We start from the raw sequence: 16,854 nt of genomic DNA, 5'->3' as shown, positions 1-16,854 counted from the left end.
GAAACTTTAAGTATTTAAATTACTCCTTCTTTTTTTAATACTTCTATTTTCCAAATAGGTAATGATTTTTTTGTACCCTTGTTTAATGCACATTTTATTTGGGCAAACCAAAGACCTAACGCTTTATTTTCTCCTCTTTGTTTTGGAATTTTATTTTTATTTCCATTTTGAAATTCTTTTAGTTCTTTGACTTTTTTAAGAAAACTTCTTTTGTGTTTGTTTTTTAAGTAATCCTTATCAACATATTGAGAAATGAAATCTACTTTTTCTGTAGATAATTTCCCTTTTTTCCAATAGGTCATATAATCATTTAGTTTATTGCCTAACCAATTGATTTTATAATCTTCTGCTACTTGTGAGGGAATTGTAGTGTATTTTTCGTTTGTAGAATAAAATTTAATTAATTCTTCACAAAATTCATCCCATATTTCTTCATTAGAGGTTGTATGTAATGCTATTCCATTTTTAATTAATAAATCGTATCTGTATTTTGGATAATTTTCAGGGTTTTTTCTAAAACTATTTCTTTGCAATCTCAACCAAGCTAATTCAACATTATATTGTTTGCTTAAATGAGAAGGTACATAATTGAATCCTGTGAGGTGCATAAATGCCATAAATTTGCCAAAACCTGTGTAAAATTTCTTAATATAAGGGTTAAAAACAAAACCAGCATCAATTAGCCGTTTTTCGTTTTCTGCACTTAGTTTTTTTGCTCTTTTAAAGCTTCTTTGGTCTGAACACCATCTTCCTAACGATTTCGTTTCAGAATTGTACTGAGATATATGAGGCCATTCTTTTATTGTTTCTTTTGAATTGCAAAACTCTTCAAATTTTGCTTCCCAACCAACTTTACTTTTACCTTGATTAGGTGTGTATTTGAATACCATTTGACCTCCTACATTATCGTAACTTGGAAGATGGGAACAGATAGGTTGTTGTTGTGTTTTAGAACTTGTTTCTTTTATTACATAATTAGCTAACTCAGATAAAGAAAAGTATGGGTTTTTGTTATTATTAAGGTAGTCATAAAATGAATTTGCAAAAGGACTTCCTTTTAGAGGTTCACCATCTGTTACTTTTTCGAGTCTACCTGAGGTTAGAATCCAACGGGATGACTTTTCATTTAGTTTTTTGTAAGATTGAGAAAAATCAACAGATCTATTTCTTGAAATAAATGAGCCAGAAAAACAAGAATCAGAAACTAAAAATAAATGTTTAGCTTCTATAGATTCAATTAAATCAATAATAGTTGAATTGTTTATGTAAGTTGCAATTGAGGAATGCTTAGCATTAGAAGGAACCCAATAGCCTTTATTTTTATTATTTATAATACCATGTCCTGCATAATAGATGATAATATTATCTTGTGGTATAAGTTTACCTGCTAATGAAGCAAGAGTATTAACGATTTTTTCTCGAGTAGCATTTTCATCAGTAATTGTATCTTCAATTAAATCAAACCCATAACTATCTAATAGTATATTTTGAATATTCTCTGCATCAAGTTTTGCATTATTTAAAGTAGAAAAATTAGAATCTGAATAATTGTCTATGGCAATGGTTAAAATATAGTTTTTTCCTTTTTTAGTCACTTAAGTTTTTGGATTAATCGCAATTTTTTAGACGTAAGTTGTTTTTTATAATTTGTAACAGTATAAACTAAGATAAGATTTTTTTTAATATTTCAACTGACATTGAGTAGAAAATAGCTGCGTTTTTTAAAATGTATTAATTCAACAACTATTCTAGATAACTACATTTCTAATATTTAATCAAAGACCAGAAATTATGAAATTATTACTCTTAATTAAATAAGAGGAATCTATTAATTTGGAATACTAATAGTTTTATCTTGCTCTATTAAAAAATAATAATTTTCAAAATATATACTTTTGTCAATTCCTTCAGATTAAATTAATGTGATGTGGAATAATCTAAACTATTTACCCTTCAGCATTAAAAAATACTTTATAATAGTGCATTTTTTTCTCCTCGTCGTAACCACGTTCTAAATACTCTTGTGCAGCGTCTGGCGCATCAATATCTAGTTTTATCTGTATATTGGTGTCTAGTTTAATGTCTGTTTTAATCTTTTTCTTGTCTTTTTTTACAACAGCTTCAGCTAAATCAAATTGATTACGAATAAGTACATCCTGTTCGCCTTCATATTCTTTTTTAAAGTCTTCGAATAAACGAATATGTTTTTCTTCGTTAAATACTTCTTCTTTAAAATTTTCAATATTTATAGTTTCATTTTCTTTAAAATAATCAATAGTTTTTGCTAAAAAGATGTTGCGTTCTTGCTCACCATAGCTGGTTTTTAAAATTTCGGTAGAAAACTCACTACACATATTTAAGTAGTTATGTGTGTGGTTATTCATATCGTCTGCATACTTAATATTTAGAAATTTATTTAACCAATATTGTGCATCGTAGCTGTTATTATCTACACTTAGTATAATGTTCCCTTCAGTATCGGTTTGGTTTAAAATAAGGCAACCTTTATCTACTTTTTTAGAGTTAATCCCTTTTTGTACCATTACATCGTAACTGTTACCTTCTAAAAAGGTTTGAAAGAAATTGGTTTTACTTTCAATTTTAAAAATACCAACGGCATTGGTGGTCATTTCTTTATATTCAATACCTTCAAAAATGGCAACTAACACATCGCCAGTTTTTATTTGTGCAGAATCGCTTTGCTCGTATAAATGTTTTACGATATGTTTTGAGGTTTCAATAAACGCATCGTCCTCATTAAATAATTGTTTGCTATACGAATTGATTTCGTTAAGCTCCACATTGGCATGATGATTAAACCTATAGCTTTGCACTACAGAGCCAAAAGGCCTTAGTAAAAACGGAAGCATAAGCTCGTAACTCGCCTCATCAAAATGCACTTCTTGCTCAGAAAACGCATTTTTTGTGTCGTTATGTTTATTACCAACTTTATGGATTATAAATTTTGAAATTGAAGCGTTTTTACGTGTAATCATAGTATTTGAATTGAGAGTACAATACTAATCATTATAAAGAAAAAGGCATAAAAAAAACCGAAGCTTTTCACTTCGGTTTTATAAATTATTTTTAAGATTTATTAGTAAGCAATTCCGTAATAATTACAAACAGCATAATAATCGTTGCTATTTACACCAGCTTGTTCAAGCTCACTATAAACGTGTTGCTTTTTGTTACTAGATTTTGCAGCAGTTGTTGCTTCTATAATAACTACTTTTAGTGTTTGTAGGTCTCCTGCGCTTATAGAAAGTGCATTACCACTACCATCACCATAATCTAACGAGTAAAATCCGTCTGTTAAAGTTACATGTACTGAGAAATCAAATTGATACGTATCGAAAGGGCAAGGCACAGGTACCCAATTAGTTCCATCATCTGTTAAATAACCTAAAACGACATCATTATCTATAACATCTTGTGTTAGTTCTGGTACAGTAACATCGTCTGATGATCCTGCGAAACTAGTTGCATCAATTGTTAATACTTGCACATTAGCATTACCATCAGTTCCGTTTGTGCCATCTGTTCCAGCTGGTCCTGCTGGACCTACAGCTCCATCTTCTCCATCCTCGGCAGAGCATGCAAAACTAAATGCTACTATACAGGCTAATAAAATGTACTTTGTGTTTTTTACTAAATTTTTCATTGTTTTAATTTTTAAAGGATTAATTTATTTGTTTACTAATTAATAGTTGTTTTTTTTAGAGGTTAACAAGGCGTTAAAAAAAAATCCAAAACAAATAGTATTTTGGATTTTTTGGCTTAGGGATTTAATTACTTTTGCCTAGCTTTCTTCTTCGCCAACAGGCTCATTAGATGTTTTTATGCTATTCCATTCTGGTTTAGAAGAATTTAAATACGCATACACTGGTTTTTCGTTTCTTACCATATCTACATACATTTGCATGTCTTTAAATGGAATAAAAATTGCACCAACTTTGTTTGCTGGAATAAAAGTGGGTTGTGGTTTTGGACTATCCTCATGTAGGAAATAGATAATAAAACGGTGTCCATCTCCATAACATGTAATGTACCCTTGGATTTGAATTTGTGTTCCTCCCCAAGTTGCTGAGCTTTTGTAGCCTAAGGCCATTTTGTAATTGTTTACTGAAAATTGTTTAATTGCCATGATGTTTGTTTTTAAAATTAATAGCTACTATTTAATGGCTATAGATTTTAAAAGGTTAACAGTTTTTTTAAAAAAAAAGCTCAACATCTTTAAGGACATTGAGCTTTATGGTATTGAAGACTAGGTTTTTAAAAGAAGGCTGTAAAACCAACACTAAAAAATACAGTGCCTAAAATAGTTTTAGCATCACCTTCGCTATCTTTTGGTTTTTGACTTTGGTAGGTGTAATTTATTGCAGGTTCTATTGCAATATGATCTCCTATAAAAAAAGCATAACCAGCAGTTGCACGAAACGCAAGGATGTTAGATTTTAAATCACCAAAACTAGTGGATGTTTTGTTAGAACCAACACCAACTAAAGCTTCGGCAAATAAGTTATTATCAAAATAATACCTTGCAAATGGACCAATTGCAATGCCTGAGGTTGTAGTTTTCTCGTCAAAACCTTCAATTTTGCTAGAACTTGTTCGTACTTCCAATTCTAAACCAATGGCTAAATTGTTTTTAATAAAATAACCTGCTTTTGGTGTAGCAGTAATTTGGAATGTAGATCCTACATCGTTAGTGTTACCATCAAATTTAACTTTTTCGTTAGTGTGGATAATTCCAATAGTTCCATTGGCTAAAAAGCTACCTTCAGTTTTTGCCGAAAAGCTTTCTTGAGCATAATTTGATAGTGTTACCAATAATGCTAGTGTAAAAATAAGTTGTTTCATAATTTAAGATTTTATAATTAGTTTATTGTTAATAGTAAAGCGAAAGCAAAGGTTAACAGGTATAAAAAAAACCGAAGCTATTTACTTCGGGTTTTTCTAAAAATTTGTGACTAATTCAAATTTAAAACATGGATTTGTATGCGGTTGTATCTATAGAAAAATCTTCTTTATCTAAGGCTATACAACGCATTACTACTTTTTTTGGTTTGCGTTTAGAGGTGTCTTCCATGTTCATTTCCATTACCAAGCCTTTAGCGTAATTAAACCATTGCGAGTTAAAGTTTTTATTTTTTTTCATACCAGAGGTTAGGTTTAAAAATTGTACACCAGCTTCTTGTGTGACCCAAATGGTGCCTTTAAAATCGTCTCCAAAAACAATAAACTCTTCGCAATTATATCCTAAAATTTGTTTGGTTTTTCCTGTTTTACTTACGTTTACGTTTTGATTGTCTGTACTCTCATCAACAACATCACTAAAATCAAAATCACTAGCCATTAGTGTTTTTCTATCTTTCATATCCATAAGCATAAAAACAGCATTTTTATTTGCATCCATTATCATTAGCATGTTTTGGTTATTTTTTTTACCAATATCCATTTTACTGCCAATGTAATTTCCTGTGTTGGTTAAAAAGTAAGTAAGTGCCATATTCCCTTTTTCATGCTCAATTTGCATAACGTATTTATGGGTAAAATTATAGTTGCTGTCTGGTTGAGCAGTAGATTGCTTCATGGAAAACGGACTGCTTTTTTTATTCTTTTTCTTCTTCTTATTTGAAGAATTATTAAATGTAGAGTCAAATGCCTTTTCGGTTTCGCGTTCTGCTTTTTCTTCTACTTTACGCTCAATAGCACGTTCGGCAGCTTTTTCGGCTTTTTTGCTAAGTTTTTTCCAAATTTGAGCGTTACCATTAAAGGCAAAACATAATGTAATTAATAAGAGTGTTGTTTTTAAAGCTTTCATTTTTTTATTATTTATTGGTTCTTTTATTGTTATTCGTCGCGTTGTGCTTCTCTAATTTTCTGTTCTAACACTCTCCCTAAAGAGTCTTTTTGTCTTTGCGTTAATTTTTCGGCTTGCAGAAAATAGAGGTTTTTGTATTCTTGCTTTTGTTCTGTTGTTAATTCAGATCTATTTAGCAATTCTAAATAGCCAATGGATTCTCCAGTTGCATTTCCGTCTAACTCTGTACCAAATATTTTGGTAAGTGTTTTGCTTTGCATGTCTAATAAATTGTCGGATTTTACTACTAAAGAGTCGCTTTGAGCATGTGTTACTGCGCTAATACAAATTAGTAGTATAAAAGTTAAAAGTGTTTTCATTGGTGTTTCTTTTTTAAGATTTACCATTTAATGGATAGTTTTTAAAAAGGTTAACACCAATCATTTTTTTGTTTTCTAATTTTTTGATTGTAGCGTTTTGGCTATAAAACAAATTAAATGAGTAAATTAGCTAAAGAGAATGTTAACCTTTTTTATGTATTGCTATTAAATGAATAACGTTGAACATACTATTACTGTAGAGGAGCTAAAACAAGGTTCTGACCTTTTGTTTAAGCAGATTTATAATGATAATCGCGACAAGTTTATCAATTTTGCCAGACGCTATAATGTATCGCACGACGATATTATAGATGTGTACCAAGATGCTTACGTTGCCTTTTATAATAATGTAAAAAGCGGAAAACTTGAAGTGTTAACCAGTAGTGTATCGACGTATTTAATAAGTATTGGTAAATATTTAATTTTTGACAAGATGAAAAAGAATAGCAAAACTATTAATCCGGATTTTGATCTAACTATTGTTAGAAAAGATGAGGTAGTAGTGGATGCTTTTGAAATTGAAACCGAAGACCTTACAACAGAGCAACGGTTAATGAAAAAGCATTTTGCAACGCTTGGGAAACAATGTCAGGAATTATTAAACCTCTTTTATTATAGAGGATTTACCATTAAAGATATTTTGGAATTGGGTAAATATAATAGCGAAAACGTTATTAAAAGCACCAAATCTAGATGTATGAAATCCCTAAAAGAAAAAATAATAGCAAACCCTAATTAACAATGAATACCGAAGAATTATTATCCCTATACTTTTCTAATGGCTTAACACCAAGCCAGGAAGATTTATTTAATGACCTTTTAGAAAAGGATGCCGAATTTAAATCACAATTTGAATTTGAAAAGAATTTAAAGCGCGTAATAAAAGATAAAGAAAGCGAAGCCTTTAAAGCTAAATTGCAAAGTTTTGAAGCGGAACACAAAACAGTAAATAAACCAGGCTTTAATTGGCGAATTGCTGCGTCTATAATTTTCTTTTTAGGTGCTGGTTATTTTGGATACCAATCGTTTTTTGGAGTAGATTATAACGAATTATACGAAACAAATTACGCAACTTATCCAAACACTTTATATCCTATTACACGAAGCGACACTATAAATAGTATAGAACGCCAAGCTTTTGTTGCTTACGAAGCTGAAGACTACGAGACTGCACTTATTAATTTTGAAAAAATTGAAGCTGAAAACAAAACAGCAGACCATAATTTTTATAAAGCACAAACCTATTTGCAGTTAAATGATTTGGATAAAGCTGAAAAATTATTGAATAATTTAATGAATAGTAAGTCTCAATTCAAAGCAGAGGCTACTTGGTATTTAGCTTTAATTGAGCTAAAAAAAGGAAATAAAACGGAAGCTAAAAGCTACTTAAAAACGTTAATAATAGATTATAATTATAAAAAGAAAGAAGCCAAAGCCTTACTTAATGCGCTTAGCTAGTACGTTGTTTTTTAATTATAAATCCAATTATAACTAAGGCTAAAACTCCAATAATCCACCACATCCAATTCGAGTTTGTTACAACTGGAGTTGTGTTTCCGGAAATAATAATACCAGACCAATAATAAGGATGCGTTAATTTTGTGTCTTTATTATTGGTTATAAATTTTAGTTGTGCGTCCTGCAACGCATCTTGTTTGTCTTTTCCTTCAGCAAGATTAGCGTAAAAATGATTCATAATTTTTGTGGAAGAGGCATCATTAATTTTCCAAAGTGTACTAGAAATACTATTTGCTCCACTAAAATAAAAACCACGCGCTAAGCTTAATAAGCCTTCACCACGTTTTAAATCTCCAATACCACTTTCGCAAGCACTTAATGTTACTAAATCTGAGTTTAATTTTAGATTATATAAATCTTTGGTATATAATACGCTATCTGTATTTGTTTGAGGTGTGAATGCTAAAAACGAAAACTCTGGAGTCTCATCGTTAAAAATAGCATGAGTTGCTAAATGTAAAATGCTATAATTAGAACTTTCGGCATTAAAATTTGTTAGTGTTGCTGTGTCGTTTTCTAATACTCTTCCTTTAAAATAAAGTAAACAGTTATTAGCTTCTTTTTTATTATTTGGTAATGGCAATAGCTTATTAGTGGTATTAAATTCTGGTGCAAAGGCTAATAGTTGTCCGTTATTTTCTTTTTTAGACTGTAGTTGTTTTAACAAGGTTGCAGAATTTACATAACTAGTTGCATATTTATGAATTATATAATTGGAGCCATCATCTATTAAAGCAGAAAACGGAATATAATTTAAAACACCATCTGTTATAATAACTAGGTTTTTTATGTTTTCTGGAATATTAATTGGACGTAATAAGCTTTCAAATAAAACATGAGAAAGTGATTTTAAACTTTCTACATTAGAGTTTGGATCACTTAATTGCTTTTGAAAGGTATTAATAGTGTTTTTAAAGTCAGAAGCTATAGGTGTTTCAATAATTTGGGTATTATTTTTTGATACAGCAATGGTATATATATTAGTTTCGCCATAAAAATAGGAGAGAAGCATTGTAGAATTAGAGAGTAGCTTTTTAGTGTCTTTTATAGTTGTAACTTTAGTGTTGTATTTTAAATCGTAATAGTTTTTGTATTTGCTCTCTAGGGTTTCAATAAATTTTATATGTTTTGTTTTTAGTTTAAATAATTCATCTTCTAAAGCTTCAGTTTTTTTAGAGTTTAACTGTTTTTCTAAATGCGTAATTTGGGATTTAATGAGTAATTCTTCTTCTATGACAGTTTTAGGAATATTGGCAAATTCTGTTGCTTTTACACTAAGTAATGATTCTAATAATAGTACAGCTTTACTTTTTTCGGCATATAAAAATGCTTTATTGCTATACATTTCATCCTCTGAGGTTTTATAGAGATTAAAAGCAGCTTTTATACCAGATTCAAAAAGCGGAAAGGCGTTTTCTATTAAAAATAATTTATCTGTATTGTCTTTAAATGTAGGTTTTAAGTCGTCTAAAATGGCAACGGCTTCATCTACAGTTTTTATAGCTTCTTCATAATTATAAATTTGATTTAAAGCATTGGCTTTCCCTTTTAGTGTTTTTAGAATTGTGATCTTGTTTATGGTGGATTTTATTGGATTGGATTCGTATACTTTTAACGCTAAGTTGTAATATTCAATTGCTTTTTCTGGGTTGGAGGCTTCGGTATATAACGTGCCAAATTTGTTATAAATTTCTACCACATCATTGTGTGGCTTATTATTCCATTTTTCTTGTACTAAAATTAGGCTATTGTTTAGTTGTTGTATGGCTTCCGGATAGTTGTTTTCTGCTTTTAATACATTAGAATTTACTAAATGATAACGATACCAAAAAGGATGGTTTTCTGGTAAAACATCCTTCATTTTTCCTAAATAAAATTTTGCGCTGTCTAGGTTTTTTAATTGTATGTAATTATTGGTTAAATTTTCTGCAGTTGTAACAATACTATTTGTGTTTTTTGTATTATTTGAATAATATTGGAAAGCCTTTAATGTATAAAAATTGGCTTTAGAAAAGTTGTTTTCTTTTAAATGTACTTCTGCTAATAAGTTATAGGTGCTATTTATATAAGAAACATTGGTTGGGTTATAGGTGTTTATTAAGTGAAGGTTTTTTTTATAGAGCTCTTTTGCAAGATTAAATTTCCCTTCGTCTGTGTACATTTTAGCTAGAAAAGAATAGCTAACAGATAGAAAATCTATTTCTGTAGTAAGTAAGTTAGTGAGTTCGTTTTTTTTTAAACTATTTATTAACCTTTCAAAATGTACACGAGATTGTTTAAAATCTTTAATTTCGAAATAGTAAGTGCCTTTTGAATATTCTAGTGATTGTGAGAGGTCTTTTTCAGATTCCAATTTTTTAATATCTTCAATTCTTGTAGAATATAGACTGTCTAAACCTTGTAAGTTGTTTTTAATTTTATTTAAATCATAATAGTAACTTGCTGCATAATTTTCACCAATTAGTGCACTAATATAATGTTCTAAAAAATCATGCTTTTTAGCATTTTCTTTTATTAAGTCGTAATATTTATAAACAGAATCTTTATTAGTATAATAATATTGACCAATTTTATTGTAGTAGGAATCGAGTTTTTTTGATGAGTCTGAATCTTTATTTTGTCCAAACAAAATGAAAGAAAAAAACAAACAGAATACAATGTTGAGGGTTTTATACATAAAAAAAAGCTTTCAGCTACTGCTGAAAGCTAATATACAAAATTATAGGTGTTTTATTCTCCAATATTTCCTCTTACACTGTATGATCTTGGTTGTTTACCATTCACATTTCGTGTGATATTTATTCTCATTTCACCATTAAAATCGCCTAAATCTATATTAGATGCAAATATTAACTCTTCGGTACCATCTAAAGGTGTTAATTCAGTATTCGCATTACTATATATAAGCTCTTCACTGTTGTTTTCTACAATTTCTATTAAAAACCCGTTTTCTATATGTTCCGAAAAAACTAGAATATATTTTAATAAATCAGGAGCAGGTAAGCATGTTGCAATTCCTGGACAAGGAGGAGGAGGAGGAACAGGTAGTCTTGGAGGAATTATACCTATTTGGTTTTCCTCGAAAGCAATTTGAAATTCACTTTCATAAGCTTCTACTGCGCCATAAATGCTGTCTTGTTGCATTATAAAAGCTTCTTGTTGCTCAGGGTCATTTGCAGATTCTTCAATTAGTAACTCTAAATCAGCAATTGCAGCATTAGACAATTCGATTTCCTTTTCTAAGTAAAAGAGAAAAAGGTCGTTTTCGTACAAAGAATTTTCGGCATTTGGTTCTTCTTCTTCAGGAATAATTATTACATCATCCTCGTCACAGGAATAGGATAATAATAAAATTGGGAATACTAGTAATAGTAGCAGTTTTGCTCTCATAATTTAATTGTTTTTGTGGTTAATTATTTTAAATTAATGTTTGAAGCACATTAAAGTTAACACTTTAAACTGTACATTTTAAATAAAGATGTATAACTGGTAATAGAAAACGTATATTTAGTGGTAAAGTATAGGTAGTTGGATTAATTAATTTTATACGCTAAAATTGTATTATCGTCTCCTTTAGTTATAAATTCTAAACTAGAATCTTTATCCATATTATGTAAATCTATTGTAGAAATTCCATACACAGGAAAATTTGGTAGTAATTCTGCATTACTATCGTAGAGATAGACTTTTTGAGTCTGTAAATCGGTAACCGAAACATAGATTTTATTATTTATTAAAAACAACGATGGCTGAGTATAGTTGCCAAAATCGAGTTCTAGCGTTTTGTCTTTTATTGTTAATCTGTTTTCGGAGAGTGCGACTAAGGTTCTGGATGTGGTTTTTAGTGTGTGGTTTTGCAATAATCCAAGGTTTTGTGTTGTTGCACTTCCATTTTGGTCAATAGATACAAGAGTTCCATCTGCTGTTGTTGTGGTAAACTTATTTTTATATGCAAATACAGGTTGGTTAGAGTAGTTGAAGCTGTTTTTAACTCTAACTCTTGTTTGTCCGCGTCTATTTAATATGTGTAATTTATTATCGGTTTTAATTACTAAATAATCTTTGCTCCCAATTCTAAAATGTTGAGGCGAAGTATTTATTGTTTTACTAGCTTTAGAAAATCCAAAACCTTTAACGGTTTTGCCTTTAGCGTTATATACCAAAACAGCCTTGTTTTGAGTAACGAAAAAACGATAATTTTTCTTTTTGTCGTAATCAAAAACTGAAAGTGGTTGTGTAATTTCATCATTAAATTTTAGAGGGAAGTTATCTACGTCGTTTCCGTTTCTATCTAACATATACACTCTGTTTGGTGTAGCGAATACCAATTGAAGTCTTCCGTTTTTATATCTATCTACTTGTTTTACATCTCCAAGAATTGGACCATGTAATTGTTTTTTCCAAAGTACTTCTCCAGTATTGGAAATTAAATAAAGGTTATTGTTTACGTCTTGCACAACAATTTCTCGTTGCTTGTTTCTATGGTTAATAACCAGTTGAGGTGTGTTAAGTAATGTAGCGTCTAACTTAATGTTTAAAGTTTCTGTAACACTATGCTGTACAGCTTTTTTCTTTTCCTTTTTTACAATAGCATTAATGTGTGCAAAATTACCATCGTACACAAATTGTAAAGCAGATGCTTTATAGTTTGCAATACTAGCTACTAACTCTTCTTTAAAATTGGATTCTAATACAGCTTTAAAACCAAATGGATTATTAACATTTAAAAGAGAAGCGTTACTCGATAAGTAAGGTGAAATAGTTTTGTAATAGTCTCTAGTGATGTAAGTCGTTTCGTTTTGATAATTGGCTATAATGTTTTGTAGTACATCAATTTCTTCTGCAAAAATTATAAACGAATCGATTATACAATATTTAGTAGCATTTTTAAACGTAATAAAAGGTGAAAAATAGTTGCTAAATAGTTCTGGAGCATCAAAATTGTAAATATCTATTTGTCGGTAAGTTTCAATAACGCTTTGGTTTTTAGCAAGCGCATCTTTGGTAGCAATAACATCTGTTGAATTTAATACAACTGCTTGTTTATTGCCTTCGTAAATAGTGCCAATTTCGATAATTGAATTAAAAAGTGTTGTGTCTGGAGCAGAGGTTTCAGTTTGATTGTAGGCCTGTAGGTTGCTTTTAAATACTTCAAAATCATCAAAAGTAATACTTAAAAAACCATCGCTGTTTGAAGGAGTAATTTCGGCTAATTGATTACGTTGAGGTATTGTGTTTTTAAACACATTAATGGCACTTTTACTACTATCAATTGCCTTAGTAATGCCGTTTAAATAAATTTGATCTTGCTCAATATCCACATCAACAGACACAAAATTTGTTAAGTTTGATAGCATTAAATCGCTTGTATTAAAGAGCGTATTAATTCCTGTTTTATACTTAGTATTTATAATTACAGAAAACGTTTTATTATTATTAACAGTATTTACAAAATCAGTTATGTTTGGTTGTTTTTTGTCTTCGTTTAATAACTCACTAATTACTGTTTTGCTAGAGCTTCCTATAAAAACGCTGTCTGTAATGCTACTGTATATAATTTGTTTGTTAATAGTTGATTTTGTGAGTGTTTCATTTTTAAAAGAAATAGTTTCTTTTTTATGATTTGGTAAACTATCTACTTTAAAAACGGAAGGTTGAAATTTAGTAATAATCGTATAGTTAAGACTATCTTTTTCAGTAGAAGAAAAACAAATAAATACTGGATTTTTTGTCGAAATGTGGTTTAAATACTGTAGTTTATTCTTAATAGTTTTATAGTCGGAAACTTGAGATAGTGTTTGAAGAAAATTGTTGTTGTTTAGATTGCTTTTAAAACGTTCTAAATTATTTATTTTTAGAATAACTGAAGCGTTTTCAGGAATATAATGACTTAAATCTTTTTGTTTTTTATAGGAATCGCAGCTAATTGCGATAATAAAAATAACAAGTACGTACCAAAAGTTTTTCATTAAGCATTAATTTTATGTAAATATAAAAGTTTTTATAGATTATAGCTCTAAAGCGAATTGTTCTGGAAGTAATCTAAAGGATTTTCTATGGTATTTTGTAATTCCGTATTTTTTAATGGCCTCTCGATGTTGTTTTGTTGGGTACCCTTTGTTTTGCTTCCAATTATACATCGGGAATTCTTTGTGGATTACATTCATATATTCATCTCTATAAGTTTTTGCTAAAATTGAAGCTGCAGCAATACTCAAAAATTTACTATCACCTTTAATAATGGTTTGATGCTCAATACCCTTATATGGTTTAAACTTATTGCCATCTACAATAATAAATTCTGGTGTTATTTTAAGATTATCTATAGAGTGATGCATCGCTAAAATCGAAGCATTGAGGATGTTTATTTTGTCTATTTCTTCTTGGTAAACGTGGCTCACAGCAAAAGCAGAGGCTTCTAATTCTATTATTGGCTTTAATAAATCTCGTTTCTTTTCGCTAAGTTGTTTAGAGTCTGTAAGTACTTTGTTGTTAAATTTTTTAGGCAGAATAACAGCTGCAGCAGTAACAGGTCCAGCAAGACAACCTCTACCAGCTTCGTCTGTGCCACACTCTAGTAAAAATTTGGAGTAATTTAACTTTAGCATCTAAATAATTAAGTTTAAAATAGCGTTATTGTAAGCGTTAATGCTTCTTTAAAAGCATAATGCCTAAAACTAATAAGATATTTGCTATTTTTGGCAAAATTAAAATTTAAAATAGAAAACCAGTCTATAATTAATTTGGTTGCATTTAATTTCTATATGAAAAACTTCTTTTTAATATTTTTTCTTTCATTTTTTACAACGAGTATGATGGCTCAAGTGAAACCTACTTTGAAAAAAAGTGTAAACCAATCTAATAGTAACTCAATTTTTAACGATTCTATCCGTAAAGGATCTACTAGGAGTACATCTAATAAAAATATAAAAAATAAAGACGCTAAGATTACAGACTATCTAATAATATCTCATGTCCAAGACACCACTTATGTTGATACTACATTAACAATAGCAAAGGATTATAAATTTAATTACTTGCGTAAAGATAATTTTGAGTTAATGCCTTTCGCTAATTTGGGACAAACCTATAATACATTAAGTTATAATTTTGAAAGTACTAGCTTAATGCCAGGTATTGGAGCTAATGCCAAGCATTTTAATTATATGGAAATTGATGATATTAAGTATTATCATGTACCAACTCCTTTAACAGAGTTGTTTTATAAGTCAGGCTTTGAGCAAGGTCAAGTTTTAGATGCATTTTTTACAGTCAATACATCCAAGCAGTTTAATTTTTCAATTGGTTATAAAGGAAATCGCTCATTAGGGAAATACCAACACATATTATCAAGCTCTGGGAATTTTAGGTTTACAACCAGCTACAAAACAAAAAACAGTCGCTATTTTGTAAATGCACATTTTGTATCTCAAGATATTTTAAATCAGGAAAATGGAGGCTTACAAGACGATAACGTTGCTTTTTTTGAGTCTGGAGAAGACGCTTTTAAAGATAGAGGAGTATTAGAGGTTAATTTTGAAAATGCTGAAAATATTTTAAGAGGAAAACGCTTCTATTTAAATCATACCTATAATTTAATTCAAAAGAAGGATTCACTATCGAGGAATACTTTAAGTATAAATCATATCATAAATTTAGACGATAAGTATTATCAGTTTGAACAAAATGCAAGTAATGATTTTTTTGGAGAATCATTCAGGAGTAGTTCGTTAAGAGATAAGGTGACCTTGGAAAATTTATATAATAAACTTCAACTTAATTATGGTAATGATATAATTGGCAACCTGCAATTTAATGTTAGCCATAACAATTTTAATTATGGTTACGATAAGTTGGTTATTCTAAATGGTAGTTCAATAACTAACAGATTAAAAGGTAATGTAGTTGCTATTGGAGGTGCATATCAAAAAAAAATTAATGGGTTTAATCTTAAGGGAGCTTTAGGGGTTAACGTTACTGGTGATTTAGAGGGTAATTATTTAAATGCGCTTACATCGTATAGCTTTAATGATGATATTAAAGTGGGAGCTCAAATAAACATAAACTCTAAAGCTCCAAATTATAATACACAACTTTATCAAAGTAGTTATCTAAATTATAACTGGCAAAACGACTTTAGTAATATTCAAACCAAACAACTATCATTTAATTTAAAGTCTAATAAACTGGTAAATGCAGATTTAGATATTTCAACTATTAATGATTTTGTTTATTTTTCAAAAGAAGAAACATCTAAGCTTGTTAAACCATTTCAAAATAATGAGTCTATTACTTATTTAAGATTAAAACTTCAAAAAGCAATCACATATAGAAATTTTACTTTGGACAATACTATAATGTACCAAAATGTAAAAGACAATAATCAAGTATTTAACATGCCTGAAATAGTAACAAGAAACACCTTGTATTATTCAAATCACTTATTTAATAAAGCAATGTTTCTTCAAACAGGAATAACACTTAAATATTTCTCCGATTACAATATGAATGGTTATGATCCTTTGTTAGGAGAGTTCTATTCTCAGAGTACAGAAAAATTTGGTGGATTCCCAATGCTAGATTTCTTTATAAATGCAAAAATCAGACAAACAAGAATATTTCTTAAAGCAGAACATTTTAATTCCTCTTTTACAGGTTATAATTATTATTCAGCTCCAAATCATCCATACAGAGACTTTACAGTAAGGTTTGGTATTGTATGGAACTTCTTTCTTTAAACTTTAATAGTAATTATTTAAAGTTCATATATTAATAAGGACAGGTTATTTTAAAAAATTTCATAAAACATTTTAAGATATAAGTAATTGAGATTAAGTGTGTTTGGATATTAAAAGAAATAAATAAAAAAAAAGGACAAAAAAGTCATTGTTAATTCTAAAAAGGGTTTTATATTTGCACCCCTCAAACGCCGTAAATTATTTATGGTAAAAAAGGGGGAAGAGTTCATAATATTTTATTGGATTACTGGTTTTAAAAAAAAATAATAAATTTTTTTTAAAAAGTAGTTGTGGGTTTAAAATATAGTTTTATATTTGCACCCGCTAAGAGATAAACGCCTTAGGATAAAAATTTAGAAAAGTTCATAAACATATTGAATTGACAGCGTAAAATTATAATTGGAAACGGTTA

Annotated in this window: 14 protein-coding genes; 3 read left to right on the top strand and 11 right to left on the bottom strand. The window is 29.3% G+C overall.

Annotated features, from left to right (window positions below; all coding sequences use genetic code 11):
* Window positions 1–14: 14 nt before the first annotated feature.
* From ACVC5O_RS12805 to ACVC5O_RS12775, 7 genes are all read right to left on the bottom strand, one after another.
* The gene (locus ACVC5O_RS12805) at window positions 15–1,595 is read right to left on the bottom strand and encodes a caspase family protein (protein WP_452221882.1); all 1,581 of its coding nucleotides are present in this window, start codon (window positions 1,593–1,595) and stop codon (window positions 15–17) included.
* Window positions 1,596–1,946: 351 nt separating this feature from the next.
* Window positions 1,947–2,996, bottom strand: a complete 1,050-nt coding sequence (locus ACVC5O_RS12800) for a nucleoid-associated protein (RefSeq protein WP_452221881.1) — start codon at window positions 2,994–2,996, stop codon at window positions 1,947–1,949.
* Window positions 2,997–3,097: 101 nt separating this feature from the next.
* Window positions 3,098–3,664, bottom strand: coding sequence for a collagen-like triple helix repeat-containing protein (locus ACVC5O_RS12795; RefSeq protein WP_452221880.1), 567 nt, complete (start codon window positions 3,662–3,664; stop codon window positions 3,098–3,100).
* A 138-nt stretch (window positions 3,665–3,802) separates the two neighbouring features.
* The gene (locus ACVC5O_RS12790) at window positions 3,803–4,147 is read right to left on the bottom strand and encodes a hypothetical protein (RefSeq protein ID WP_452221879.1); all 345 of its coding nucleotides are present in this window, start codon (window positions 4,145–4,147) and stop codon (window positions 3,803–3,805) included.
* A 128-nt stretch (window positions 4,148–4,275) separates the two neighbouring features.
* Complete coding sequence (locus ACVC5O_RS12785) at window positions 4,276–4,863, bottom strand: outer membrane beta-barrel protein (RefSeq protein ID WP_452221878.1); 588 nt, start codon at window positions 4,861–4,863, stop codon at window positions 4,276–4,278.
* Between the two features lie 121 nt (window positions 4,864–4,984).
* A complete protein-coding gene (locus ACVC5O_RS12780) occupies window positions 4,985–5,827 on the bottom strand; it encodes a DUF4412 domain-containing protein (RefSeq protein ID WP_452221877.1) in 843 nt (280 codons plus the stop codon).
* 29 nt (window positions 5,828–5,856) lie between these two features.
* Window positions 5,857–6,213, bottom strand: a complete 357-nt coding sequence (locus ACVC5O_RS12775; protein WP_452221876.1) for a hypothetical protein — start codon at window positions 6,211–6,213, stop codon at window positions 5,857–5,859.
* 142 nt (window positions 6,214–6,355) lie between these two features.
* On the opposite strand from ACVC5O_RS12775, the gene ACVC5O_RS12770 reads away from it, so the two are divergent.
* Entirely contained in the window at window positions 6,356–6,925 is a 570-nt protein-coding gene (locus tag ACVC5O_RS12770) for an RNA polymerase sigma factor (protein WP_452221875.1), read from the top strand.
* Between the two features lie 2 nt (window positions 6,926–6,927).
* On the top strand, window positions 6,928–7,644 hold the full coding sequence (locus ACVC5O_RS12765) for a tetratricopeptide repeat protein (RefSeq protein WP_452221874.1): 717 nt from the start codon (window positions 6,928–6,930) through the stop codon (window positions 7,642–7,644).
* Here the strand turns inward: ACVC5O_RS12765 and ACVC5O_RS12760 are convergent.
* From ACVC5O_RS12760 to ACVC5O_RS12745, 4 genes are all read right to left on the bottom strand, one after another.
* Window positions 7,637–10,381 carry a CHAT domain-containing protein gene (locus ACVC5O_RS12760; protein ID WP_452221873.1) on the bottom strand — a complete coding sequence of 915 codons (2,745 nt, stop codon included), beginning with the start codon at window positions 10,379–10,381 and terminating at the stop codon, window positions 7,637–7,639. The two genes, ACVC5O_RS12765 and ACVC5O_RS12760, sit on opposite strands and share 8 nt — an antisense overlap.
* Window positions 10,382–10,434: 53 nt before the next feature.
* Window positions 10,435–11,094, bottom strand: coding sequence for a hypothetical protein (locus ACVC5O_RS12755; RefSeq protein ID WP_452221872.1), 660 nt, complete (start codon window positions 11,092–11,094; stop codon window positions 10,435–10,437).
* Window positions 11,095–11,237: 143 nt separating this feature from the next.
* Window positions 11,238–13,673: a ribonuclease HII gene (locus ACVC5O_RS12750; RefSeq protein WP_452221871.1), complete on the bottom strand. Its 2,436-nt coding sequence runs from the start codon at window positions 13,671–13,673 to the stop codon at window positions 11,238–11,240.
* Window positions 13,674–13,712: 39 nt separating this feature from the next.
* Window positions 13,713–14,312: a ribonuclease HII gene (locus tag ACVC5O_RS12745; RefSeq protein ID WP_452221870.1), complete on the bottom strand. Its 600-nt coding sequence runs from the start codon at window positions 14,310–14,312 to the stop codon at window positions 13,713–13,715.
* A 228-nt stretch (window positions 14,313–14,540) separates the two neighbouring features.
* On the opposite strand from ACVC5O_RS12745, the gene ACVC5O_RS12740 reads away from it, so the two are divergent.
* Complete coding sequence (locus tag ACVC5O_RS12740; RefSeq protein WP_452221869.1) at window positions 14,541–16,442, top strand: putative porin; 1,902 nt, start codon at window positions 14,541–14,543, stop codon at window positions 16,440–16,442.
* Window positions 16,443–16,854 lie beyond the last annotated feature (412 nt).

The sequence above is a fragment of the Lacinutrix salivirga genome (assembly GCF_053604675.1).
Note: the sequence above shows the minus strand (reverse complement) of the source record. Positions and strands in the feature narration are given on the sequence as shown.